20 protein-coding genes are annotated in these 22902 nt (G+C 52.0%); 9 read left to right on the forward strand and 11 right to left on the reverse strand.

Annotated elements, in window-relative coordinates; translation table 11 throughout:
- Positions 1-35 precede the first annotated feature (35 nt).
- Positions 36-1304 carry a hypothetical protein gene (locus tag HG66A1_RS05760; RefSeq protein ID WP_197996996.1) on the forward strand — a complete coding sequence of 423 codons (1269 nt, stop codon included), beginning with the start codon at positions 36-38 and terminating at the stop codon, positions 1302-1304.
- Positions 1305-1325: 21 nt separating this feature from the next.
- Here HG66A1_RS05760 and HG66A1_RS05765 read toward each other — a convergent pair whose 3' ends face one another.
- The 9 genes from HG66A1_RS05765 to HG66A1_RS05805 form a co-directional block, all read right to left on the reverse strand.
- On the reverse strand, positions 1326-3146 hold the full coding sequence (locus HG66A1_RS05765) for a HEAT repeat domain-containing protein (RefSeq protein ID WP_145181261.1): 1821 nt from the start codon (positions 3144-3146) through the stop codon (positions 1326-1328).
- Between the two features lie 259 nt (positions 3147-3405).
- Entirely contained in the window at positions 3406-4749 is a 1344-nt protein-coding gene (locus tag HG66A1_RS05770) for a glycosyltransferase family 87 protein (protein ID WP_197996997.1), read from the reverse strand.
- A 203-nt stretch (positions 4750-4952) separates the two neighbouring features.
- The gene (locus tag HG66A1_RS05775) at positions 4953-6347 is read right to left on the reverse strand and encodes an EF-hand domain-containing protein (RefSeq protein ID WP_145181263.1); all 1395 of its coding nucleotides are present in this window, start codon (positions 6345-6347) and stop codon (positions 4953-4955) included.
- Complete coding sequence (locus HG66A1_RS05780) at positions 6344-7621, reverse strand: DUF1501 domain-containing protein (protein WP_145181264.1); 1278 nt, start codon at positions 7619-7621, stop codon at positions 6344-6346. The genes HG66A1_RS05775 and HG66A1_RS05780 overlap by 4 nt, the downstream gene beginning before the upstream one ends.
- Positions 7622-7638: 17 nt before the next feature.
- Entirely contained in the window at positions 7639-9228 is a 1590-nt protein-coding gene (locus HG66A1_RS05785) for a DUF1549 domain-containing protein (RefSeq protein ID WP_197996998.1), read from the reverse strand.
- A gap of 55 nt (positions 9229-9283) precedes the next feature.
- Positions 9284-10252, reverse strand: coding sequence for a DUF1559 domain-containing protein (locus HG66A1_RS05790; protein WP_197996999.1), 969 nt, complete (start codon positions 10250-10252; stop codon positions 9284-9286).
- A 40-nt stretch (positions 10253-10292) separates the two neighbouring features.
- Positions 10293-11213, reverse strand: coding sequence for a DUF1559 domain-containing protein (locus HG66A1_RS05795; RefSeq protein WP_145181267.1), 921 nt, complete (start codon positions 11211-11213; stop codon positions 10293-10295).
- A gap of 177 nt (positions 11214-11390) precedes the next feature.
- Positions 11391-11648 carry a hypothetical protein gene (locus HG66A1_RS05800; protein WP_145181268.1) on the reverse strand — a complete coding sequence of 86 codons (258 nt, stop codon included), beginning with the start codon at positions 11646-11648 and terminating at the stop codon, positions 11391-11393.
- Positions 11645-13129: a PP2C family protein-serine/threonine phosphatase gene (locus HG66A1_RS05805; RefSeq protein WP_232106762.1), complete on the reverse strand. Its 1485-nt coding sequence runs from the start codon at positions 13127-13129 to the stop codon at positions 11645-11647. The genes HG66A1_RS05800 and HG66A1_RS05805 overlap by 4 nt, the downstream gene beginning before the upstream one ends.
- A 364-nt stretch (positions 13130-13493) precedes the next feature.
- On the opposite strand from HG66A1_RS05805, the gene HG66A1_RS05810 reads away from it, so the two are divergent.
- Positions 13494-13877 (forward strand): carboxypeptidase-like regulatory domain-containing protein, encoded by a 384-nt coding sequence (locus HG66A1_RS05810; protein ID WP_145181270.1) that lies wholly within the window; start codon positions 13494-13496, stop codon positions 13875-13877.
- Positions 13878-13955: 78 nt separating this feature from the next.
- On the forward strand, positions 13956-14999 hold the full coding sequence (locus HG66A1_RS05815; protein ID WP_145181271.1) for a DUF1559 domain-containing protein: 1044 nt from the start codon (positions 13956-13958) through the stop codon (positions 14997-14999).
- 34 nt (positions 15000-15033) lie between these two features.
- Here the strand turns inward: HG66A1_RS05815 and HG66A1_RS05820 are convergent, their stop codons facing one another.
- Positions 15034-15321, reverse strand: a complete 288-nt coding sequence (locus tag HG66A1_RS05820) for a hypothetical protein (RefSeq protein ID WP_145181272.1) — start codon at positions 15319-15321, stop codon at positions 15034-15036.
- 213 nt (positions 15322-15534) lie between these two features.
- Positions 15535-16785 (reverse strand): hypothetical protein, encoded by a 1251-nt coding sequence (locus tag HG66A1_RS05825; protein ID WP_145181273.1) that lies wholly within the window; start codon positions 16783-16785, stop codon positions 15535-15537.
- Between the two features lie 280 nt (positions 16786-17065).
- Between HG66A1_RS05825 and rpmF the strand changes: the two genes are divergently transcribed.
- From rpmF to HG66A1_RS05855, 6 genes are all read left to right on the forward strand, one after another.
- Positions 17066-17245: a 50S ribosomal protein L32 gene (gene rpmF, locus HG66A1_RS05830; protein WP_145037464.1), complete on the forward strand. Its 180-nt coding sequence runs from the start codon at positions 17066-17068 to the stop codon at positions 17243-17245.
- Between the two features lie 6 nt (positions 17246-17251).
- On the forward strand, positions 17252-18253 hold the full coding sequence (gene plsX / locus HG66A1_RS05835; protein WP_145181274.1) for a phosphate acyltransferase PlsX: 1002 nt from the start codon (positions 17252-17254) through the stop codon (positions 18251-18253).
- A gap of 53 nt (positions 18254-18306) precedes the next feature.
- Positions 18307-19215 (forward strand): ACP S-malonyltransferase, encoded by a 909-nt coding sequence (fabD, locus tag HG66A1_RS05840; RefSeq protein WP_145181275.1) that lies wholly within the window; start codon positions 18307-18309, stop codon positions 19213-19215.
- 389 nt (positions 19216-19604) lie between these two features.
- Positions 19605-19838: an acyl carrier protein gene (gene acpP / locus HG66A1_RS05845; RefSeq protein WP_002649181.1), complete on the forward strand. Its 234-nt coding sequence runs from the start codon at positions 19605-19607 to the stop codon at positions 19836-19838.
- Positions 19839-19921: 83 nt separating this feature from the next.
- A complete protein-coding gene (gene fabF / locus HG66A1_RS05850) occupies positions 19922-21166 on the forward strand; it encodes a beta-ketoacyl-ACP synthase II (protein ID WP_145037469.1) in 1245 nt (414 codons plus the stop codon).
- 414 nt (positions 21167-21580) lie between these two features.
- Complete coding sequence (locus HG66A1_RS05855; protein ID WP_145181276.1) at positions 21581-22882, forward strand: beta-ketoacyl-[acyl-carrier-protein] synthase family protein; 1302 nt, start codon at positions 21581-21583, stop codon at positions 22880-22882.
- Positions 22883-22902 lie beyond the last annotated feature (20 nt).

Below are 22902 nucleotides of genomic sequence, written 5' to 3' on the forward strand. Positions count from 1 at the left end.
TGTCGGAGCTGAGATCAGAGGGAGGAAGATTGTCTGTGTCAGGACTTTTGCATATCTGTAAGCCACTTATCGTCTGTTTGACTCTCTGCTGTTCCTGCCTGTGGCTCGGCGGTGGAACACAGCTGGCAGCCCAGGGAACTCAGGTTCGAAGTGGATCGACTACCACAGAGCCCCGCGATTACCGCTCGAAAAATTTCCTGATTCATACCGACCTCTCTCCGGATGAAGCCCAGGATTTACTGGCACGGCTGGAAAAAATGCTCGTGATTATTTCGGCGTACTGGGCCAGTCCGAATCGCAGCGTGATTGAGTGCTATGTAGTGAAAGATCTGGCAAACTGGCCGTCAGGGAGTCTGCACCCGGTCGGATTGCAATCGATTTCAGGAGGTGGAGGTGTCACTATCAGTCATGCGCGCTATCGGGGAGGGCGTCTGGTTCAGTCGAAATCTGTCGTCTATGCCGTCGCTGAACGGGGGACGCCCCAGCACGAGGCCGTGCACGCGTATTGTGCTCAGAACTTTGGGCATACCGGGCCTGTGTGGTACAGCGAGGGAATGGCAGAGATGGGCAATAACTGGAAAGAAGTGCCTAAGAAGGGACAGCCTCTATCGGTGAACTGCGAGCGCTATGTCGTGGATTACATCAAGAACAGTGAGCCCAAAAGTCTGAACGAGATTGTCAATTCGAAAGAGACCACCGGTGATTCCTGGGAGAATTACTGCTGGCGGTGGGCGTTGTGTCATCTGCTGGCCACGAACCCGAATTATGCGAATCGTTTTCGTCCCCTGGGGCTGGGGTTGTTAATGAAGAAGCCGGTTTCATTCAACCAGACCTACGGATCGATGGCACGCGAAATCTCGTTTGAGTATCTGTTTTTCCTGGAGCATTTCGATCAGGGATATCGTTGTGACCTGTGCCAGTGGGACTGGAAAACGAAATTCCGCAAACCCAATTCGGTTCGCCCGCAGACTTCAAAGATCGAAGCCCGACAGGGCTGGCAAGCGTCGCATGTGCTGGTGGAGGAAGGGCAGGAGTATGAAGTCTCAACCGAGGGAGACTGGAAGGTCCGCGAGGAAGACGAACCTGTGACCGCGAAAGGGAATGCAGACGGACGGGGTATGCTGGTCGGAGCCGTGCTGCTGGAAAATGACAGTGATGAATATGAACTCAGTGAAGAATTCGAACTGGGTGAAGCGGGGCGATTTCAGGCCCCGGCCAGTGGCAAGCTGTACCTCCGCTGTCGCGATGCCTGGCATGAACTGGCAGATAACAGCGGTAAGGTCATTGTGAAGATCGGCGAGTGATAGCGGAATAGACTTTAAACTTCAGTCTTCATTCTCCCGTAACTGATTGATGACCCGCTCTTCAAATTCAAGTCCCTTCCGCATTGCTTCTGCAGGATCCGTTGAAAGAGGGAGACCATATCTACGAGCAATGGGCACAAACGTAAATGGGTCGGCAAAGATAAAAGAGGCGATCTGGCCCCCACTTTGCTCAGTGATAAAGCGTTCTGGTCGTCCGGTGGTTTCCAATGCGAAGTTGATCAGCCGCACGATTGCCTCGACATCGTACCAGTCTCCATAATTTTCAGCCCCCGTGCGATAAAGTCGATTCTCCAGCACAAATTGAACTGTATACGGGGCGTCGAAATCCTCTTCATTTTTGCTATGCCAGTACTCAACGGGCCATTGGGGGGTAAATTTTCCTTTAGAAGCATTGGCAAAATCCAGAATCAAACGATCGTGACGACAGGGGATCTTACTGGTTTCGGCGTCGAACATCACCACGATGCCTTCCAGGACTAGAGCAGAGTAGAGTGAGTCTGGATTGGATGGATCGAACAGATCAGTATCCTCGCTTCGGTTTCCAGCTTCATTTATTTTTTTAATCAGTTCATCCGGGCTGGTCTTTATAACGCCAGAGATATGTAATTCTTTGAGCGCTGAGTGCAGGTTTAATCCTTCAAGTTTCCATCTGGCTCTCATGCGGGCCTGATCTGTAAGTTGATCCAGATGTTCCCGGACAAATTGCTCTCCCCGGTTGCCGAATTTGAGGAGACAAAGGCGCAGGACCTCGGTGTCTAAAACATCTTCTGATTTTTGCGTCCATTCCTCGATGATCGGGATGATCTGATCATAATCCTGCTCAGTAGCATAAGTCTGAAGCAGACGCATTGTACTGTATCCGGGGCCTTCCTGTTTGATGTGACTGGTCAATAAGTCCAGTGCCTGATCGGGTTGCAGTCTGGCAAGTGCACCGATTGCATAGGTACGACTGACAGGGTCTTTTGCATTGTTCAGAATCTCTTTCAGTACCGGGATCGCTGCCTTGTTTGCAGATTTTGCCAGGCACTCAACAAGTATCTGGTCATTTCGCTGTTCGGGAAACTGCAGAGTGTAGTCATACAGGGCCTGTTTAACAGGACCCGATATTTCTGGATCAGGATTTTCAATTAACTGTTCGAAAGCGTAACCTGTCCATTGTGAGAATTCCTCTGGCTTGTCCTGAAGCACATGTGGCAACAATGCCTTGACGGCCTGCTGTGTGGTGGCAATTTCGGCCAGTTCCATAGCAACCGGTTCCGGATCTGTCAGTTTCCCGGCTTCCAGAAGAGCGGTCAGCCTGTCTTCTGTTCCTGGAATTTTGCGATAGATACAAAGTTCCGCCGCTGCCAGGATGATCTCCTGGTCTGCGGTATCCAGTTGAGCAAGCAGTATGCTGGTACGTTCTGGAGAAGAAAAATCCAGGTTCAGATTCCATTCACGCAGGCTTTTCAAAGCAGCCAGCCGTAATTCTTTCGAATCCGAATTCAGAGAATTAAACAGGAACTTTTCACCTCTGGTATCCCCCAGAAGGATCAGTTGTTCTGCAGCTTTTGTTCGTCCTTTGGCGGTCAGTGATTCATTATCGAGGAGAGCGCTTAGATCGGCAATCGCCTGTTGTTTGCGTTGTTGCAGGGCAAACTCGTGTTCTGAAAAGATCCATTCACCCTGGGAGATGTTATTAATCGCCTGTCGATAAAGTTCTGCGAGTTCATTCTCGAAGATTTCCCTGCATCGCTGGATTTCATCAGAATCATCCAAGACCACAGGAGTACGACTAACCCGGGCTGGGGCATCGGGAGAGCGGGATTGATAATAGATCAAGTTGTCATCTCTGTTACATCCGCAGAGAGAGGTGACGAGAAGAATTGGGAAAAATACTGAGACCATTTTTGGCTTCATATGCAGGTCCATCCCCACAGAAGTGTTTTTGTACGCAACCAGAATTGAAGATAAAAGTGCCTGCTGGGCAATTGTACCCGACGGGGTTGTTCAAAGGAAACCACTGTAAGGTAGAGGCTGTGTCCTGTCGGAAAAATACCCTGTGGCACGTATTCGGATCGAGTTATGATCTGAGTGTCACTCAGATTGATTCAACCGTCTGGCTGGCCTGCTCTTCTTCGAGTTCAGGCAGTGGCCAGAGCATGACGATGCTGAGCAGCAGGGCGTAACACTGGTAGGAGAGCGCCGTGAGTGATTGCCAGGGTTGGGCGACCATGCCTCCCTGTTCCCAGGGCGTGGCACCGGATCCCGGCGCTGTCTGTTGTTGCGAGATCAACAGTGCCCAGGTAAGACGGGGGCTGATTGCCAGAGCGATGATCAGCAGGTTGACCAGCCAGCGTTTTCCCGAATAAGGGGTATACATGGTGAGCAACAGCCCAATCGGCAGGAGCAGAATGATGAAGTAGTGATGCCAGGTGGTGGGTGTCATCAGCAGCATTGCGACGATTGTAATCCCGAAGGCCTGGTCGTCGAAATTCGCGTTGCGCGTCCTCCAGGCAGCCAGTCCGGCGATGGATGTCACAGCGATCCAGGAAGACCAGACCGCGAATTTCAACAGTGCGGGGGAATCGACAACCGGTAGTACGCTGTCAGACGACTGTTCGAACAGTCGTTCCCAGAATGCCAGCAGCGAAGCATTGCCCCAGTTGTTCGTTACATCAGAGAGAGAAGGCAATACGACCGAGAGATAATCGCGATAGGCGTCGATTCCGATCAGTCCGATGGTGAGAAGAGTAACCAGCCCCAGAGAGAGTGTTCCCCCCAACAGGGCGCGGAAGTCGCGACGGACCAGAAAATAGAGAAACAGGTACGCCGGATAGATTTTGACTGCTGTTGCCAGACCAAGACAGCTGCCGGCCAGGAGTGATTTGCCGCTACGACCGGTTTTCCAGGCACCGACGATGAGCAATCCCAGTAGAAGATTGGGCTGTCCCTGGATCAGGGTCTGCTGCAGGGGATCGGTGGCGAGCAGGAGTGTGAGCAGGGCCAGAGTCGTCCAGAAGGTCATCTGAATCTTCAATCCCTCTACAATCCAGTAGAGCGAGAGAGCAAGCAGACCCAGGGCGGTCAGGTTCCAGGCCAGCTGTGCTTCCTGGTAACTGAGCCAGGCAAAAGGGACCGCGATCAGGTTGGCAGACGGGGGGTGTGTATTGTAGTGGTCAAAAAAGGCACCCGGAGTTGAGAGCTTAAGATTCAGATGTTTTTCCAGTGCCAGTTCCTGATCCAGATAAACGGGCTGACCAGTCAGGCGGTTCTGGACCGACGCCCATTCCTTGAAGAAATCGAAGACCTGGCCATCGGCGGGTCTCAGAGCGGCGATATATCCGGGCGCAAAGACCAACAGGGCACACAGGAAAAGAATGACCCACAATATTTTTCTTGCAGCTGGCCAGTGATTCTGTTGAGCGACGACTGTTTCAGACACGAGGGACTCCACAAACAGGGACATAATACGGTGCGCATCAAGATCCTGTTGTTATGGGGTTTGGCGGGTTCTCAGTCCGGAGACTGACTGCCGGTCATTAAACTATGTGTCGCCCCCTGATGTCCAGTGCAGGTCGGGATTTCGTAGAGATTTCCCGATTGGATGTGAAGTGAAGTAGATGAGTGCCGTGTCCGTATCAGGTCTTAATCCGATTTGACTGCTTCAAGCGGAGAGATCAGGCTGTCATGATCCTGATCGAGACGGTCGAAGGCGGCTGGGGGACCGGTGAATTCACGGCGTGAAACGTCTCCGTCCCGGTTGCGGTCCATCAGGTTGAACCATTCCACATCGGAAGTCGTCGTCTTTCCCAGTTGATCCGGGTAACCCTGGCTGACCACGAATAGTACGACATGCGGGACCAACTGAAGATCAACGTGACTGCCGGTAGTACATCCCGCCGCTTTCAGATTCTGCCAGATGTTCCTCAGTTCGCGAATGGAAAGTCCCGCATCGTGGTTCGTATCCAGCAGTTCAAATAACCCTCCGCCAGAGTAAATGCTGATCAGCAGCTGGCCGTGAATCAGTCGCTGTTGTAGTTGTAGCCATTGATCAATTTCATCCTGCGAGAGCACGCCGTTCCCGTTCCGGTCTCCCAGGGGAGTCAGCCAGGCGCGAGAGGGACGCCGATTTCGTGAGCGTTGTTCTTGTTCGGCTTGTGGTGGATCGGGATCTGCGTTAGCAATTTCCTCACGCAATTGAGAAAAAAGTTCGTTGAGGGGGCCGGGGATGCTCCAGCTTTCAAAACGTATTTTGGGAGTTGTGAAGTTTAGTCGCTGGTCGGAGATGTGGTCGGTCACAGAGAGCTGCCAGACCGAATGATTCTCCGATTTGACTTCAACTTGTGAGTTCTGTCGGCTCAGGGTGAGATCGGATTTACCTGTTGGTGTCAGGGAGACTTCGTGTCCTGCCTTGAGAGCATGTGCGGCCCAGCTGCCGGGATAGGTTGCATTCGGGATCAGTTCACCGACGCCGATGAGCTCATCATCGTTCGTATCAAGTCTGCGGAGAACCGTTTCTGCCCGTTGGAGTTCCACTTCGGAAAGCTGGTGGTCTTGATCTGTGTCGAGAGTCTGAAGCAGGGCCTGCGTCAAAGCTGAGGTATGTGGCAGAGTACCTGTGCCGATCTGAAGTTGCCCCGCACCATGGCGTAGATAATAGTTTCGAAGTTGTGTCTTCGTACATTTCTGAGAAGAATTTTTTACGATTTCACTCAGCGATGTAATCGCGGCGACGGGGGGCGTGAATGCATTTCCCAGTGAAAGACGGACGGCGCGGGCGGAGGGGACCAGTTTGATTTCGTTTTCAGTGAGCACTCCATCCTGGTTGGTGTCAGCAAAATCAAAAATGGCATCGAAGGTTCCGGACCAGTAGACATCGAAAGGTTGTCCATCGATGGTGACTGGAATCTCAATCGTACTAGTATGACCAGCTCCCTGCAATTTCAGAACAGTGGTGGCCTGTCCCGGCTGCGTCTGTCCCGCCTGAAGTTCAATTCCGGCTGACCAGAGAGCGAATGTGAGGATCAATGCGGTTCTCATAGTAATTCCTCAAGGGGAGTGCCATCTGGATCTGCCAGTCGGATCGGGCGTCCGACGTTGGACATATTCTGTTTACGGGGATCGAGACCTACGCCTCGGAAAATGGTGGCCATGAGGTCTGCGGTGCGAGTGGGTTTCGACTTGATTTCAGCGCCATCAGCGCTGGTCTCTCCAATTACCTGACCACCTCGAATGCCGGCGCCGGCCAGCATCATGGCCCAGGAAGCTGGCCAGTGGTCCCGCCCATCCTGTCCGTTGATGCGCGGGGTGCGACCAAATTCACCCTGACAGACAACCAGCGTATCTTTCAAAAGCCCCCGCTCGCGGAGATCGTTGAGGAGTGAGGTACAGCCACGATCCAGTTGTTGCGACAGTTCCTTGACGCGTTCAAAGTTATTCGAATGCGTGTCCCAGCCGTTAAGGGATACTTCCACAAAGCTGACGCCCCGTTCCACGAGCCTGCGCGCCATCAGACAGCCCTGTCCAAATGAGCCGGAGCCGTAGGCTTCACGGACTGACGCCTGTTCTTCTTCCAGGTTGAAGACAGAAGCAGCCTGGGGATTCATGAGTCGCAGGGCTCTGTCGCGGGCAGAGTTGAGTGCATCTGTGACTACGGAAGTGGGCATGGTAGACAGAGACGCCAGTTCGGATTGCAGTTGCAGACGTTCTGCCTGCTGGTCTGGAGAGACCGGGGCGAGGTCCGCAACCTTCAGATCTGCATTGTCGGGGCCTCTGCGGCGACTGCGTCCACCGACGACAAAGGGGGCGAACTGCGGACCAAGAAATCCGCCGCCACTGATGGCCGGTCGTCCTCCAATATGTACGTAAGCGGGAATATCGTTTTCGACATTAAACTCATGAGCCACCAGAGAGCCGAACGCTGGAAACTTGATCGCGCCCTGAGGTGTGTAACCCGTCATCGAGACGAAGCGGGCACGGGAGTGATCCCCTTCACGTGTTGACATGGAACGAATCAGGGAGAAGTCCGCTGCCTGGGCAGCCAGTCCGGGGAGATGCTCACTGATCTGCATTCCGGGAACTTTCGTATCAATTTTCCGGAAGGGGCCGCCGTTCTGGTTTCCGGGTTTGAGGTCCCAGAGGTCGATCGTGGAAGGGCCTCCGTTGAGCCAGATCAGAATTACTGATTTGGGTTTTTTCCCTGTGGCAGACGCGACATCGGCCAGAGCGGGGAGCCAGCTGGAAGTCGACCAGGCGGTGACTCCGAGGGCCATGTTTTTTAAAGCGGTCCGTCGTGAAAATGAATGGTTGACCATAGGAAACTTCGCTTGTCTTAATGGTTGGTGTTGAACTCAGACGAATTAATGAGAGCCCAGAACAGGTTTCCCAGGTGCTGTAAGTGGGAAGTGTCTGGATGAGATTTGAAACTGCGTTGCACAGCCTGCAGTTCGGCTGGTTGTGCATGTCGTCCCAGCACGGCAATAAATACGGTGTCGATCTGCTCAGCAGGAGCCATAAAGGGGGAGCTCGCCAGAGAAGCGAGTACCCGATTCCCCTCGGGAGCAGTCAGTTCGTTGATGAATCCGCCATTCATGAGGGTCAGTGACTGTGCAATCGAACGTTCGGCACTGTGTGCACGTTCGATGTAAAATTGTGTTGAAAATTCTTCTCGCTGACTTCGATCGTTACTGCCTCGAACATCCTTCCTTTCCGGTGCAAGGCCGGCTGCGGTCTGCAGGCTATCGTAGATCTGCTCTCCGGTAAGACCACGTACGGTTGCTTTTGTGATTTGGAAGGTTGCGACGCTGTCTGCTTTGGAGTCGTTGTCCGTGGCGGGATTCTGTTTCTGAGTACTGCCCTTAGCGTCAGTGATACTTTGTGATGAGGATGACAACCGATACGCATTGGAGCCGACGATACCTTCCACCAGCGTCTGCAGATCGTAGCCACTGTCGATGAAGGTCTGAGAGAGTTCATTCAACAGTTGAGCATGGGGGCCTGACTGGAATTCATCACGACTGAGGTCATCCATCGGTTCAATGATGGCTTCACCGAAGAAGTGAGCCCAGAGCCGATTGACGGCATTTTTCGCCAGCAACTGTTCCTGGTTGGTTTTCATCCAGTCAACCAGCACCAGTCTCAGGGAAACGGAGTCGAGCTGCTGAGGCCATTGAATTTTCGTTTTGGAGAGCAGGGCTGGTTTATAGGCGAGTTTGGTATCTGGTATCTGGACTTCAGGGGGCTGTGGCCGATCCCCTTTGCCCATTACCGGTGGCGCGAAGAATGCAGCCGTCTGCCAGAACTGCTCGCGAGTCCAGCGGGAAAAGGGATGGTCGTGACACTGTGCACAGTCCAGATTAATACCCAGGAATGCGCGAGTGGAGCTGGCAGCGAGATTTTCCGGTTTTGAAAGATTGGCATCGTAAAATCCGACGGGAGTGGTGCTCTCGGGGACAATAGCGGCCTGGTCTAAGATCAGGATTTCCGTGACGAGTTCATCATAAGGCGTCTTTTGTTGCAACCGGTGCATGAGCCAGCGTTCAAAATTACCGGTGACGGAATCAAATTCAGGGGTATCAGCCTGAGGCACCCAGGAACGGCGCCAGAAAGTCGCCATGTTACGGTAATAGACGCCCGAGTTCATCAGCCGCGTAATTGCTTCACTGCGACGTGATTCAGAGGTGTTTTCCAGGAAATCATAGACCTCAACAATCGTGGGGATTCGCCCACCCAGATCGAGGGAGACCCGCCGCAGAAACTCAGCATCCGAGGCGAACTGAAGTTGGGTCTGGTTATCGGTTCCCAGGCGTTCGTCGATCAGACGGGAAATTGATCTCGGTGTGATCTCTGTGGCGAAGCCGGTGGGAGCAAACGAGAGCGTGGCGACCAGGAGAAACAGGCTGGTCCCTATTATTCTTTTCACTGAAAACACCGTGCGTGGACACTGAATCCCCGGTGAATGAGTAAGTGGCTTGAATTTAGAAGTCGTCATGTTGAATCAGGTGCCCGTCATCTCGAATGGTGAGGTAAGCGAAGGTGAGTGGATCGAGTTTTTTTCCGATGAGTCGCACGCTGCCGTCGCAAAATAAAACGTTACCGCCTTCTTTGTGAAAACCATAGATCCCCAGCCAGTTGTTGCAGTTAACGCTGCAGTCGGTGCTGTCACCTCGGGGGGGGCGTTGTCCGGTTTCCGGGTTGACTGCACCAAAGGAAATCGATCCCCAGCCGGCCCAGGTGCCGCGAGCATTAGGGCTCATGCCGAACTGTCCATCGCCGGGCTGTTTTTCCCGGTTGTACCAGGCCGCAGGACGTCCCGCCTGTTCGATCAACAGGAGTGTGTTCGAAAGCCCGTCAGTTACTTTTGAAAGGGGAAGATCCTGGTTGTCGGTCATGGGCTGACGCTGGTTGCCGATACGCCCGTCTTTGCCCATCGCGTTGATGCCGTAACCGCTACGGGTCATTTGCACGCCATTCGACGTGATGAAATCGATGGCTGCGGCTTTGCAGGAAAAGACGGTTTCCTTGTTTGGGTTGAGCGACTTGGTTGAAGCCTGTGACTGAATCTGTATGAATCGCTCTGCGGGACTGGCGGGGCAGAGGAAGACCGGGAGTTGCGTTTCAACAATTTGTTTGTTGCGTGGATCAAAGAAATCAAATCGCGTGTCGTAGGCGGTCGCCTGGTCGTCTGTCAAGAGGTGCGGCAAGATGAAACCGCCCCAGCCGCCGTAAGCATTGCCGTCATTGAATCCGGAACGACGGGGAGGCAGACCGCCGTGGACTTTTTCGTACTCGAGGAAAGCCGTTCCCAATTGACGCAGGCTGTCCTGGCAGGATTGTTCCCGTGCGGTATCCCGGGCGACGAGCATGCCGGGCAGTAGAATGACCGTCAGGAGTGCGACACAAAGGGTCGTGATGATGACTTCCAGAGGGGTAAACCACTCTCGCATAGTCGTTCTCTCTTCATTAAAAGGAGCGTAAAAGTCTGTCTCAGAATTCTCCAATGACTTCCCCGCCATTGATCGTGATGAGGGCAAAGAGGATGTTGGCATCAATCGATTCCGAGAGCATGTGAACCGAACCATCTGCAAAAGAAGCCTGTGCGCCGCCTGTATGAAAACTGTAGATTCCCTGACTGTTATTACAGTTGATGGAACAGGTGCCTCCGGGGCCATCGCGGGTAACAGCATCGCTGCCGAACACCTGGACCTGAAACACCTGATAGGACGGCCAGGATCCCCAGCTGGTTGCCTGACTCAAACCAGCGTTCGATGGTTGTTTAATTCCACGAATGTAATAGTCGGGACGGCCCGCCTGTTCGGTAATCAACATGGTATTCGTCGTTCCATCTGTGATATCCCGGAACTTGCGCGTGCGGGGCAGATCGTCCATGGCTGTGATCTGGTTGTTTCCGCTCAAGCTTGAGACTCCATACAGATTGGAGCGAAAGCTGTTTGGACCGAAGTAGTCTCCTGCAATGCCCTCCGATGAAACACCACTGACGAGAACGGTGATTGGTCGCGGTCCGGGAGCAGAAGGGCACATGAAAACTTTGAGGGGGACTTTAATATTATCTGCGTTTTCGGGGTCGTAAAAATTCTTGTTGAAATCATATCGTCCCTGCAGATTTGCCTGATCGAGATAAGGGAGGATTGAAGGACCCCATCCGCGGCGGTTTCCTGATGAAAGAATTCTGCGCGGGGGAAGAACTCTGAATGCGGATTCGTAGTTGTGCGCCGCGAGTGCAATCTGTTTGAGATTATTCTTACAACTCATCCGTCGCGCGGCTTCACGAGCCTGTTGTACGGCTGGAAGTAAAAGTGCGATCAGAATCGCGATGATGGCGATGACAACTAGCAGTTCAATCAGCGTAAAGCCGAAACGCGGTTTTCTGGTGGACAATCGGGCCACGAAATCTGTTCCCCCCTCATTTGAATAGTCATCAGGCAGCTTGAGGGATTTAACTGTTGCAACAGTTGTGCCAAACCAACTTGTTGTTGGTTCTGGTATATTTCGCAGCTTTAAAAGGGCGGGCTGCAGGTGATGTGTCGGTATGGTCGACCTGGGTGGCGATTTATTCGACGGCTGTCAGGAGATGAGGGTGATGACTTCTGGGGCGGTTTCCGTCTTTTTTATTTCCCGTTTCAGCTTACTGGTCAGCCCAGCCAGAGCAATCTGTGCCTGGGTGTGTTCCACCGGATGGGTGATCTCAACTTGTTCCTGATCAGCACGATAGCAGAACTCTCCTGAGAGTTCCCCTGCGTTAATAATATCCGGAAAAAACTGGTACCAGAAATGGTGGTTTGACTGTCGGATCAGAATTGCCTTGAAGTGTGAAATTGTCATCGGTGACCCACTTCAGGAGCAGGTGTGGTGGAACCGGAGCAGGGGGCTGTCATCTCGACGAGCAGAAGGGTGATGTCATCCTGTTGAGCGCCACCTGCCCGAAACTGGGAAAGCGTTGAGCGGATCTGCTCGGCCGTTTCGCTGACTGACAGGTGCTGGCATTCCTGCAGCAAGGCGGTCAAACGTTTGCGACCAAACATTTCCCCTGCGGGGCTGTGGGTTTCGGAGACGCCGTCAGTGAGCATCAGCAGGCGGTCTCCCTGATTCAGTTGGAGACAGATTGTATTCCAGGAAGTCTCCTGCTCAATCCCGACCAGCAGCCCGGTTGTTTCAGACTCGGAAATGTCTCCTGTTGAGCTGAGTATGCAGGCCGGTTCATGCCCTGCACTGGCATATTCAATGGCATGAGTCTCAGGATGGATTGAAATCAACTGCATGGAAACGAATTCGCCCACTGGACTGATGACAGTAAAGCGACGGTTTATGAATTCCATGATTTCTGCCGGGCAACTGGAATGTTCACAGGCCTGGATGAGCAGGGTCTTCAGCACAGCAGCGCTCATGGCGGCTGAGATTCCATGACCGGTAATATCTGCGACACAGAACAGCCAGGCACCATCTTCGAGTTGCAGAACATCATAATAGTCACCGCCAACTTCGTCAGCGGGGTGGTAGATGGTTGCAACATCCAGGCCTGGTACATCGATTTTTCGGGGATGCAGATTCTCCTGAATCATACGGGCTTTGTTCATCTGACGTTGGCGCACTTTCTCGACTGCAGCGAGCGAGGTGCTCATCGCATTGATTTCATGCGTCAGATAATTGAGCTCCATGCTGTGGAAGGTTTCCGACTGTGTTCCGAGTTCGCCCTGTCCAATGAGCTGGACGGTTTGCATTAACTGATCGAGGGGACGGGTGACAATGTAGGTCAGGGCCAGGTTGATCATGATCCCTGTGATGAAGGCGAGCACGATGAAGCCGGTGAGGCGGTTCAGCACTTCCGATAAGACATCACCGTACAGATTGTCTACGGTTTCAGAGACGGAGACCGTGATGCCTCCCTCACGGAATGTTCCGACCACAATCTCGGAATTATGGAAGTGGGTTAGTTTGCCTGGAGAACGGGCTGCCTGACGGATGGCTGTGATCAGTTCCTCTGATTGACCTGCGTCGGAGATGGCAGGGCGTTCCGGTTTTTCAAATGTAATTAAGATGTGATGTTCCGGAGCATGGATCTCCTGCATCTGGCGATGGATGGTATTGATATATTTCTGAATTTCGGTTCGTTCTTCCTGCTGCATTTCCAGAATGGTGGGGAGGATGGTGGCAGCTTCTTCTTCGAGAGCGATGCGTTTGTCATTCAGACGGGCTGCGAGATCGCGCTGGTAGGAGAAGAGTAGAAAAACGACCACAAATATCCCCAGAACCATATTCACGACCAGTAGAAGCTGGAAACGAATTGTTCGTTTTACGGGGGGCATTGGTGGGGGATTCATGTCGATCGCAGGTATTGACCTTGAGGCGGGCTGGGGTGAAGAAGTTATGAAAACCTACTCACTCTTTTAGTGTTGCGAGGAGTAAAACACAACAGTCTGTCTGGTTGAAGGTGCTGCTGTTGAGCTGTGATATAAGGTGGAATGAATATCTGAACAAATTCTCAATTTTATCGATAGTCATCTTTACAGTTCAAATTATTAAGGTATTTTCTTAATGAGATCTTAATATTCAGGCTGCGCTCTGCACCTGCATGGATTCCAAATCATTTCCCCCATTTTCCATGTTCAATGTCAGCATACATTGTTTTCCATCCGGATACGCGTCTGCGCGCTGGAAAGGACTTGTGTAATGCGTCTATCGTTTCTTCTGGTGTTTATGTTACTGATTTCCGTTTCGTCTGGTTGCAGCAGTCACGGTGCCGATATGCCCGAACTGGGGCAGGTGCATGGAAAGGTTACGCTGGATGGTCAGCCACTCTCTGGTGTGGATCTGCTGTTCGAGCCGGAAACGGGGCGCACTTCCCGGGCTACAACGAAAGAGGATGGAAGCTACTCAGCCCAATATCTGATTGATGAAGCCGGTGTCAAAGTGGGGCCCACTTTGGTGCGACTGGAGTGGGGTATTGACGCCAGCGGCCCTAAGATCCCGGCGAAATACGGGACAAAGAGTGAATTAAAACTGGATGTGCAACCGGGAGACAACGTGTTCGATATCGAAATGAAATCAAAGTAATGTTCGCGAAGAGACTGCTGCGTTCTCAATGAGTGGTATGCTTCGTTTCAGTGTTTTGAGATAAAGAGGAGCGTCGTCATGAGTCAGTCTGGAAGCTTGAGAAAACGTGGATTCACATTGATTGAACTGCTGGTGGTGATTGCCATTATAGCAATCCTGATCGCGCTGTTGCTGCCTGCGGTTCAGCAGGCACGTGAGGCAGCACGACGTTCGACCTGCAAAAACAGTATGAAGCAGATCGGACTGGCGATGCAGAACTATCACGATGTGCACAACACTTTTCCTCCGGGATATGTTACTAAAACGCACTGCAGTTCTGCTTCGGTCTGGTCTGGCTGCAATCAGGGAGAACTGGGTGTTTACGGCTGGGGGGCGTTTATACTGCCTTTTATCGATCAGGCTCCCTTGTACAATCTGCTCAATATTGGTGGTGTGACGCTGGATCAGAATCTGGCGAATGCCAGTACTCGACAGGCATTGCAGCAACCATTGGCTATTTTTCTCTGTCCCTCAGATCCGGGGCCGAGTCTTAACGACTACGTTTCCGGTACGAACAATTATAATTTTACGGTCACAGATGGAACGACACCCTATCAGATTGCCCGGTCCGATTACGTGATGGTGGCCAATGCCTGGGACAGTACGACGCCTCCCGTATATTCCGTTTCCTATGGCGCGGCGCATGGAATTGGATACGCGAATTCCCGGGTTCGTTTTCGGGATATCATTGATGGTAGCAGCAACACGATCCTGGTTGGCGAACGAGCTTACATTTATAAGAGTGCTAACAAGGTCGGCGGCGCCAATGTGATTGGCTTTTCCGGTTCGAATAATACTCAGAGCAGCAGTTATGCCCGCAAGGGAAATGGAATGGCGGTGCTGGGGCTGACGTATAACGGAATCAATGCGTTGGCGGGAGCCGAGCATGATGTGCGAGGATTCAGCAGTAATCATGTTGGTGGGGCGCATTTTGTTTTCTGCGATGGATCGGTGCATTTCCTGAGTGAGAACATCGATTACAAGAAGGGATCGGTGTCCACGGCCAATTATCTGCAGAACATCAATTCCACGTTTCAAAGGCTGGCGGTTCGAGATGATGGCCAGGTGGTTGGTGAATTCTAATTTCTGATTGCTCGATTACAGCGTGACTTGTGCTCTATTGAATTGACGGCAGGATCGCCAGGAAAACGACAAGGTAGAGCAGTATTCCTGCGATGATAGACCAGGTGATCTCGAAGTCAGTCAGTTCATCTGGTTTGCGATAGAGTAATCGAAGTATCGCAATTATGGGGAACAGGTAGAGCGAGTAGAAGGCCAGACTCGCAAAGATGAAGAGGTTCAAGTAGTTGGGGGTTGAGGTATTGTCCACATTCCCGAAGCGGATCAGCAGAACCATTGCGAGGGCAATCAGGGCCTGTAACCACAAGATACGCTGTAGAGTCATCACGCCTGTCCTTGACTCGGTGTTGCGAAGGGGAGGGGCGGTATAAACGATATCAAACTTCTGGTTTATACAGGTAATTCCAGGGTACGCGAAAGCCTGATCTGGAATCAGAGAGTGAAGCGGCTCTGGATTCGTGCTTGATAAAACGAAATCACCAGCAGGGGAATGGTTTCCCGCTGCTGGTGAGTGAATTGTGATCGTCTCTGGTTGAGATTAGTTTACCGAACCCTCTTTAGGCTGAGCGGCAACTTTCTTGACCGACTGCCACTGTTTGAACTGAGGGGAAGCAGTAAACTTATCAAAGTTGTCCAGTTCGCTCAGGTCGAGGTCTTCGTAGGCAAAACCGAATTTGCTGTTGAGAACATCAAGGTATTTGATGCTCGCATCGAACTGTCCCTGCATGACCGAAAGATTGATCAGGTGCAGGTAAGGCTGCAGCAGGTCTGGTTCGAGCTCAGACGCTTTACTGGCGTATTTTCCTGCGAGGTTGTGATCTCCCATTTCAATCAGCACTCCGGACCGTACTGAATAGAGGTAAGGATCGGTGGTTTTGATGGCAGCCGTCAGGCGATCGATGCTTTCGAGGGCCTGTTTGTATTGTTTGGTCATTGAGAAATAATCGATGCTGAGCAGTTCTGCAGCCGGGTCCTGTGGGTGATATTTCCGATAGGCGCCCAGTACAGACTGGTATTTTTTGTCGTTCTCAGTTTCGATCGTGTTCTGAGCCAGGAAGAGCAGGACGATTTTCTCGTTTTTGTACTCGTTCGGGAGTTGTGTGTATGTCTGGAATGGATCTGTTTTATCAGTTGCTGCTGTCAGGAAGTCATACCGCTTTTTCTGGTTAATGATCCGGCTCTTTTCCTGATCGCTGAGCTTATCTTTGACGTCCAGATGAGCTTTATAGATTTCGGGCAGGTAAAGTCGCTGCAGGGACTGGGAAATGAGTTCGCCTGTTGACAGGCTGTCGATGTCGACAATTTTCAGCTCACCGGAGGCCTGCTTTTCGATGATCAGGGCCTGGTAGTTCAATGTCCAGTCAGGACGCAGGAAGCGGAAAATGACTTTGAACTGGTTGTCTTCCTTACGCATCGCGAGGAAGCGGTAATCTGCTCCGCTGCCGACTTCGGCCAGAATCTCTGAATCAATCCCCTGATTATTTTCGGAGTAAGCGGTTTCCAGCTGCTTGCGGACCGGCTGAATGGCCTCTTTCACGGCTGGATTCTGTTCGTAGCCCCCCAACACCCGATTGATGAAGGTGGTCCAGTCAAACAGGGCGCGGAATTTGGCAGCGTCCTGCGAATAGGCGGTCTGCTGAATCTCCTTACCGAAAGCCTGCAATTCCTGAGGTGTCATGGGACCTGGGGCTGCTGACAGGTGTTCATGTGAGGCAAGGCTGGTTGCCAGGACGGTGATGGCGACGAGCAGGGACTGGAAAAAGGGGCGATTGATACGATGATCCGTCATGTCAATTCTCGATCTTCCTGATCTTATGGCTGATGTTGATGTATACTGATGTCTTGTCAGGTGTCACAAACAAAAAATATCATTTTTGATATCGTCTGATGTGTGCCCTGTAGCTTGACAGTTGTTTTAAAAATTGCGTAGTATGTGCGATTCCTGTCAGAAAGGTGGGTGGGAGTGATCCCGGTGCGCTCACTGAATGATATAAATGCTGTCAATATGCAGTAAGTTGTTTTACTAATACAGTTTAAGTTAAGTCAGGTGTTTTAAGGCGGTCTGATTCATGGCAGTTCCAAAAAGACGGATGTCAAAATCCAACTCTCGTAAGAGACGCAGTCACAATGGTGTAAAGGCTAGCAAGCCTACCTATTGTCCCCAATGTGGTACCGCGTCCCCTTCTCATGCCATTTGCCCTCACTGTGGTTTCTATCAGGGGCGAACCATCGTTGATACTGAGGACTAAGCACCCATGCGGATTGCACTGGATGCAATGGGGGGAGATTTTGCCCCTGAACCGAACATAAAGGGAGCGATCGACGCATTGCAGGCGGAACCCGCTCTGGAAGTGGTGCTGGTGGGTCCGCAGGATCTTCTTGAATCACAGATTGAGGCTTCCGGTTACAGCGGAGATCGTCTGTCGATCGTGCATGCCAGTCAGGTGGTGGGGATGGAAGAAAAACCCACCGAAGCCATGCGGCAAAAGCCTGACAGCTCTATCTCGGTCTGCTGGAAACTGATGGCGGCGCACGAAGTGGATGCGGTTGTCAGTGCAGGCAATACCGGTGCGGTAGTCGCATCCGGTTTGAAGACGCGGCTCTTTCTCAAAGAAGTCAAGCGTCCCGGGATTGCCGTCACGCTGCCAACTGTTGCTGGTCACGCTGTTCTGATGGACGTTGGGGCAAACCCTTCTGCTCGTCCGGCGCACCTGTATCAGTATGCAGTCATGGGCGAGATCTATGCACGCGAAGTGCTGGGCGTCGCATCACCCAAAGTTGGTCTGATCAATATCGGCAGTGAAGACGTTAAGGGGAACGATCTTTATCGTGATACCTATCGTCTGCTGAACGACAGCCCGCTTAAAGAGAGCTTCGTGGGTAACGTCGAAGGACGGGGCTTGTACCAGGGCGAGGCCGATGTTCTGATCTGTGAAGGTTTTGTCGGAAATGTTGTGCTCAAGGTCAGTGAAGGTATGGCCGAGTTTCTGATGAAGGAAGCGTCGCAGCAGATTCTGGGGAGCCTCGACAAGGAGAAAGGGCAGGCATTGCAGGCGTTTCAGGAGATGGCCAAGCGATTCCGCTATCATGAGACTGGCGGAGCTCCGCTGCTGGGAATTGACGGGATCTGCATTATCTGTCATGGTTCCAGCGACGCCCACTCTATCACGAATGCCTTGAAAGGAAGTATCATGTTCAAGGATCGTGGCATCAATTCCCAGATCGCCGAACACCTGGCTCAAAAGCCGGTAGCTTAATATAGCGGCGTCATAACTAGATCAGCGCAAGTTCAATTTAGAGGGATCGACCCGTGAGCAGAATCGCCTTTTTGTTTCCCGGACAGGGTGCTCAACATGTAGGTATGGGTAAGACCATCGTCGAGAAATATCCGGCGGCGAAAGAGCTGTTTGATCGCGCTGCAGATATTCTTCAGTATGATCTGGCAAAGCTCTGCTTCGAAGGGCCAAGCGAGGAACTGGACTCTACGGTCATCAGTCAGCCTGCTCTGTTTGTGACCAGTCTGGCGGCTCTGGAAATGCTGCGGGCAGATTCTCCCGATAAGGTTCTGGCGTGCGAAATGACAGCCGGATTGAGCCTGGGGGAATATACGGCTCTGGTGTTTGCCGGTGCGATGAGTTTCGAGGATGGCCTGCGGGTCGTTCAGCGTCGCGGTGAAGCCATGCAGGCTGCTGCGGATGCCAACCCTTCCGGTATGGTCAGCATTCTGTTGCTGGACCGGGATAAGGTGGCAGAAATCTGTGAGGCGGCGTCTTCCGCTGGAAGGATCTGGATCGCCAATTACCTGTGTCCGGGTAATATTGTCTTGTCAGGTGAAAACAGCGCCTGCGAGCGGGCGGCGGAACTGGCTGAACAGGAAGGTGGGCGTGCGATTCCCCTGGCGGTGGCTGGTGCGTTTCATACAGAAATCATGAAGCCGGCTGACAGTAAGCTGTCTGAAGCACTGGCAGGGGTCGGGCTGAAAAAGCCGGAAATTCCCGTGATTTCCAACGTGGACGCTAAAACTCATGAAGATCCGGATGAGATTCGCGAATTACTGATTCGTCAGGTTCTCAGTCCTGTGCTTTGGGAGGATTCAATCCGCGCCATGCTGGATGCGGGGTTTGATGAGTTCTATGAAATCGGTCCTGGGAAAGTTCTCAAGGGGCTGATGAAGCGTATTGATCGCAAGATTTCCTGTGAGACGGTTAACGATTCATAGGAAATCCGGGGCGAAAGTGCCTCAGATGCGAAAGTGCATGCAAAAGGGCAGTAGTGAGTTCCGGTTCATCTGTCTGAAAAATTCAGAGCTTGATCTATTCTATCGATCTGTGCTACAACAACTTACGAGGCTCCGACAGGGAAATTCTATCAGAAGGCAAAATCAGCAGTTCTCGGGCTGGTAAAGTTGGTCGAGGCTGATTATGAGAGAACTCTGGTGGAGTAGACAAGACTCATAATTCTTGTCGCATTTTAAGGTTTACATAAATCGGGAAACTGGATATATCATCGCTACAACTGTTGGTGAATCCATACAAGTTGATATGGTAAAGATGTTTCCAGCCATACAAAAAGTAAAAACTATCACTAAGACGGTGAAGGAGAAGAAGCGTGTCAATTGAAGAAAAAGTGGTTGGTATCGTAAGCGAGCAGTTAGGCCATCCTAAAGAAGACATCACTCTGGACAGCAAATTTATCGACGACCTGAAGGCTGATTCGCTCGACATTGTCGAACTGGTAATGGAATTCGAAGATGAATTCGATGTCACCATTCCTGACGATGATTATGACAAAATCAAAACCGTTGGTGATGTGGTTGGCTATATCACTGAAAAAGCCAGCTGATTAAATACGCGTTAATCAGACAAAAACCACAAGCGTTTTGAATCTACAGGGTCCTGTCTTTTCATTGTAGGAAGTGTTCTCGGATGCGCAGGAGAGTCGTCGTTACCGGAGTTTCTGTCGTAACGGCTCTGGGTTTAGATGTCTCAGAGTTTTGGGACAAGTTGTGCGCTGGTAAAAGCGGTATCGGTCCCCTCGAACGTTTTGACTGCTCCGACTACAAAGTCCGTTTTGGCGGCGAAATCAAGGATTTCAACGCAGCCGATTATACGAATCTTTCTTCAAAAGATCTGAAGCGAGTTGATCGCTTCGTCCAGTTTGGTCTGGTTGGGGCGCATATTGCCTACCGCCAGGCACAGCTGGAAGGATTTGAGGGAGATCCTTATCGCAGAGGCGTCCTGATTGGCAGTGGTATCGGCGGTTTGAATGAAATTGAAAACCAGCACGATAAGCTCTACAACCAGGGGCCGGCGCGAGTATCGCCTTTCATGATCCCCAAGCTGATGGTCAACGCTGCCAGCGGGAATATTTCAGTTGCATATGAGCTGAAAGGTCCCAACAGTGCTGTGGCGACTGCTTGTGCTTCGGCGACGAATGCGATCGGCGATGCCTATAAGCTGATTCAAAATGATGTGGCTGATATCATGGTGACTGGCGGCAGCGAAGCGGCAGTTACCCCGATGGGGCTTTCCGGCTTTGCCCGGATGAACGCTCTGTCCACACGGAATGATGATCCCCAGGCAGCCAGTCGTCCTTTCGATCGTGATCGCGACGGGTTCGTGATGGCGGAAGGTGCCGGCATCGTCGTTCTGGAAGAGTATGAACACGCTAAGAAACGGGGTGTACCGATTCTGGCTGAGGTGGTCGGTTATGGTATGTCTGCTGATGGCACGCACATGACGGCTCCCGATCCGGAAGGTCGTGGTGCAGCCCGTGCCATGCTGCATGCAATCAAGGACGCAGGGCTCAACCCGGAGGACATTGATTACATCAATACGCATGGTACAAGTACTCCGCTGGGTGATGTTGCAGAAACCGTGGCCATCAACACCGTTTTCGGTTCGCACGTCAAGTCGATGCCCGTTTCCAGTACGAAGGGGCATCTGGGGCACCTGCTGGGGGCTTCTGGTGGTGTCGAGTTCGTGGTGGGTGTCAAGGCCCTGATGGAGCAGGTTGCACCACCTACGATCAACCTGGACAATCCAGACGAGCAGTGCAATCTCGATTATGTTCCCAATGAGCCGCGCGAAATGAAACTCGAACGGGTCATGAAGAACAGCTTCGGCTTCGGTGGGCACAACGCCTGTCTGATTATGCAGAAAGCCCCATAATTCCGGGGTTTGTTCTGCTGCCGGGTGTGTGCTCGTGTGTATATCTCCCTGGTGCTCGATGGGCATCCTGCTGCTCCCGGGGAGATTTCCCGGATAATTATTGATCTGGCAGTCGCGTCAGGCTTGAAAATCGCGCCTTGATTGTCTTGACTATCTCCTGTTGCCGGTACATTACTGGGTCAGAATAGTGTATGAATGTCTGCTTTCGTGGTTGAGCTGGGTTCAAGTCCAAAGCAGTCGCTCATCAGTTGGTCTCGGCGTCCTGAAAATCAGCAGTATCAATCCCGGTATGAGGGTTTTTAGTGCTGAGGCAGGCAAAAGTCTTGTCTGGACCGGATTATCCTCTACGATGAAGTTACATTATTCACAAGCAGCCGGCATATTCGATTAGCGGGACTTTCAAAAGAGATTCAAATGAATACAGAATCACGACGTCGAATTCTGATTACCGGGATGGGGATTCTCAGCCCGATCGGAATTGGAACAGAAGCGTTTCAGGCCAGCCTGATGTCGGGGACTTCGGGCATTAAAAAATCAGAGCTGTATGAGTTTCTGGCAGCGCCAGACTGCTGCGTGGCTGAAGTCGCCGATTTCAATGACAGTACAATCAAAAAAGAGTATCTGAAGCAGCAGCGCAGAAGCCTCAAAGTGATGTGCCGCGAAATCCAGCTGGGAGTTGCTTCTGCGAATCTGGCGATGGATGATTCAGGGATTGACCTGGAAGCCGTCGACAGTGAACGTTTCGGGATTGAGTTTGGTGCGAACCTGATGCTCAGCCCTCCTGAAGTGCTTTACTCGGCCTGTATGGCCAGCACCGAAGGCACTGAGTTCCAGTACGAAAGATGGGGGTCAGACGGGCTTCCCAAGATGGAGCCGCTCTGGCTGTTGAAATATCTGCCGAACATGCCGGCCTGTCACATCGGAATCGTGATGGATGCCCGCGGTCCCAGTAACTCGATCACACAGGCTGAAGCGTCTGGGAATCTGGTGCTGGGTGAAGCTCAGCGGATCATCGAGCGTGACTGGGCAGATGTCATGGTCGCTGGTGTGACTGGGACCCGGATACATGAAGTCAAATCGATCCACGCGAAGATGTGGGATGAACTGGCTGACTCTCCAGCAGATTTTTCTAAGCGTTCTCGTCCTTTTGATAAGGCACGCAATGGTCAGGTCGTGGGTGAAGCAGCCTGCTCCCTGTTGCTGGAAGAGAAGTCTCATGCTGAGAGGCGTGGGGCCAAGGTCTGGGGTGAACTGCTGGGGACTGGTGCTTCCTGTGTTGTTGGCCGGGATGGTATTCCCGATACCCGGACTTCGATTGCCAATGCCATTAAACTCGCGTTTAAGCGAGCTGGTGTCGAAGCAGGAGATATTGGTCATATCAATGCCCACGGTTTGGGTGATACCAAGCTGGATGTCGAAGAGTACCAGGCGATCTGTGACATCTTTGGTGACAAGGCGACAGAAATTCCGGTTACTGCCCTAAAGAGTTACTTCGGAAATTCCGGTTCTGCTTGTGGAATCGTGGAAGCCAGTGGTTCACTTGTGGGGCTGAAGCAGGGAGTGATTCCAGCGACATTAAACTACGAAACTCAGGATGCAGATTGTCCGTTGAATGTCGTTCGAAATGAACCGCAGCCGACCGACAATAAGCTGTTCCTGAAGATCAGTACCACGACTTTCGGCCAGGCCAGTGCCTCGGTTGTCTGTGGTGTCTGAACTTGAATCAATCATTGAAA

The sequence above is a fragment of the Gimesia chilikensis genome (genome assembly GCF_007744075.1).
Taxonomy (GTDB): Bacteria; Planctomycetota; Planctomycetia; order Planctomycetales; family Planctomycetaceae; genus Gimesia; species Gimesia chilikensis_A.

What these genes read in the sequence shown, in the direction of transcription:
- HG66A1_RS05815 (WP_145181271.1), top strand. Translation starts at nt 13,956, where the DNA reads ATGAGTCAGTCTGGAAGCTTGAGAAAACGTGGATTCACATTGATTGAA.
- HG66A1_RS05800 (WP_145181268.1), bottom strand. Translation starts at nt 11,648, where the DNA reads ATGACAATTTCACACTTCAAGGCAATTCTGATCCGACAGTCAAACCAC.
- HG66A1_RS05780 (WP_145181264.1), bottom strand. Translation starts at nt 7,621, where the DNA reads ATGGTCAACCATTCATTTTCACGACGGACCGCTTTAAAAAACATGGCC.
- plsX (WP_145181274.1), top strand. Translation starts at nt 17,252, where the DNA reads ATGCGGATTGCACTGGATGCAATGGGGGGAGATTTTGCCCCTGAACCG.
- HG66A1_RS05775 (WP_145181263.1), bottom strand. Translation starts at nt 6,347, where the DNA reads ATGAGAACCGCATTGATCCTCACATTCGCTCTCTGGTCAGCCGGAATT.
- HG66A1_RS05810 (WP_145181270.1), top strand. Translation starts at nt 13,494, where the DNA reads ATGCGTCTATCGTTTCTTCTGGTGTTTATGTTACTGATTTCCGTTTCG.
- rpmF (WP_145037464.1), top strand. Translation starts at nt 17,066, where the DNA reads ATGGCAGTTCCAAAAAGACGGATGTCAAAATCCAACTCTCGTAAGAGA.
- HG66A1_RS05825 (WP_145181273.1), bottom strand. Translation starts at nt 16,785, where the DNA reads ATGACGGATCATCGTATCAATCGCCCCTTTTTCCAGTCCCTGCTCGTC.
- HG66A1_RS05790 (WP_197996999.1), bottom strand. Translation starts at nt 10,252, where the DNA reads ATGCGAGAGTGGTTTACCCCTCTGGAAGTCATCATCACGACCCTTTGT.
- HG66A1_RS05805 (WP_232106762.1), bottom strand. Translation starts at nt 13,129, where the DNA reads ATGCCCCCCGTAAAACGAACAATTCGTTTCCAGCTTCTACTGGTCGTG.
- HG66A1_RS05855 (WP_145181276.1), top strand. Translation starts at nt 21,581, where the DNA reads ATGAATACAGAATCACGACGTCGAATTCTGATTACCGGGATGGGGATT.
- HG66A1_RS05820 (WP_145181272.1), bottom strand. Translation starts at nt 15,321, where the DNA reads ATGACTCTACAGCGTATCTTGTGGTTACAGGCCCTGATTGCCCTCGCA.
- fabF (WP_145037469.1), top strand. Translation starts at nt 19,922, where the DNA reads ATGCGCAGGAGAGTCGTCGTTACCGGAGTTTCTGTCGTAACGGCTCTG.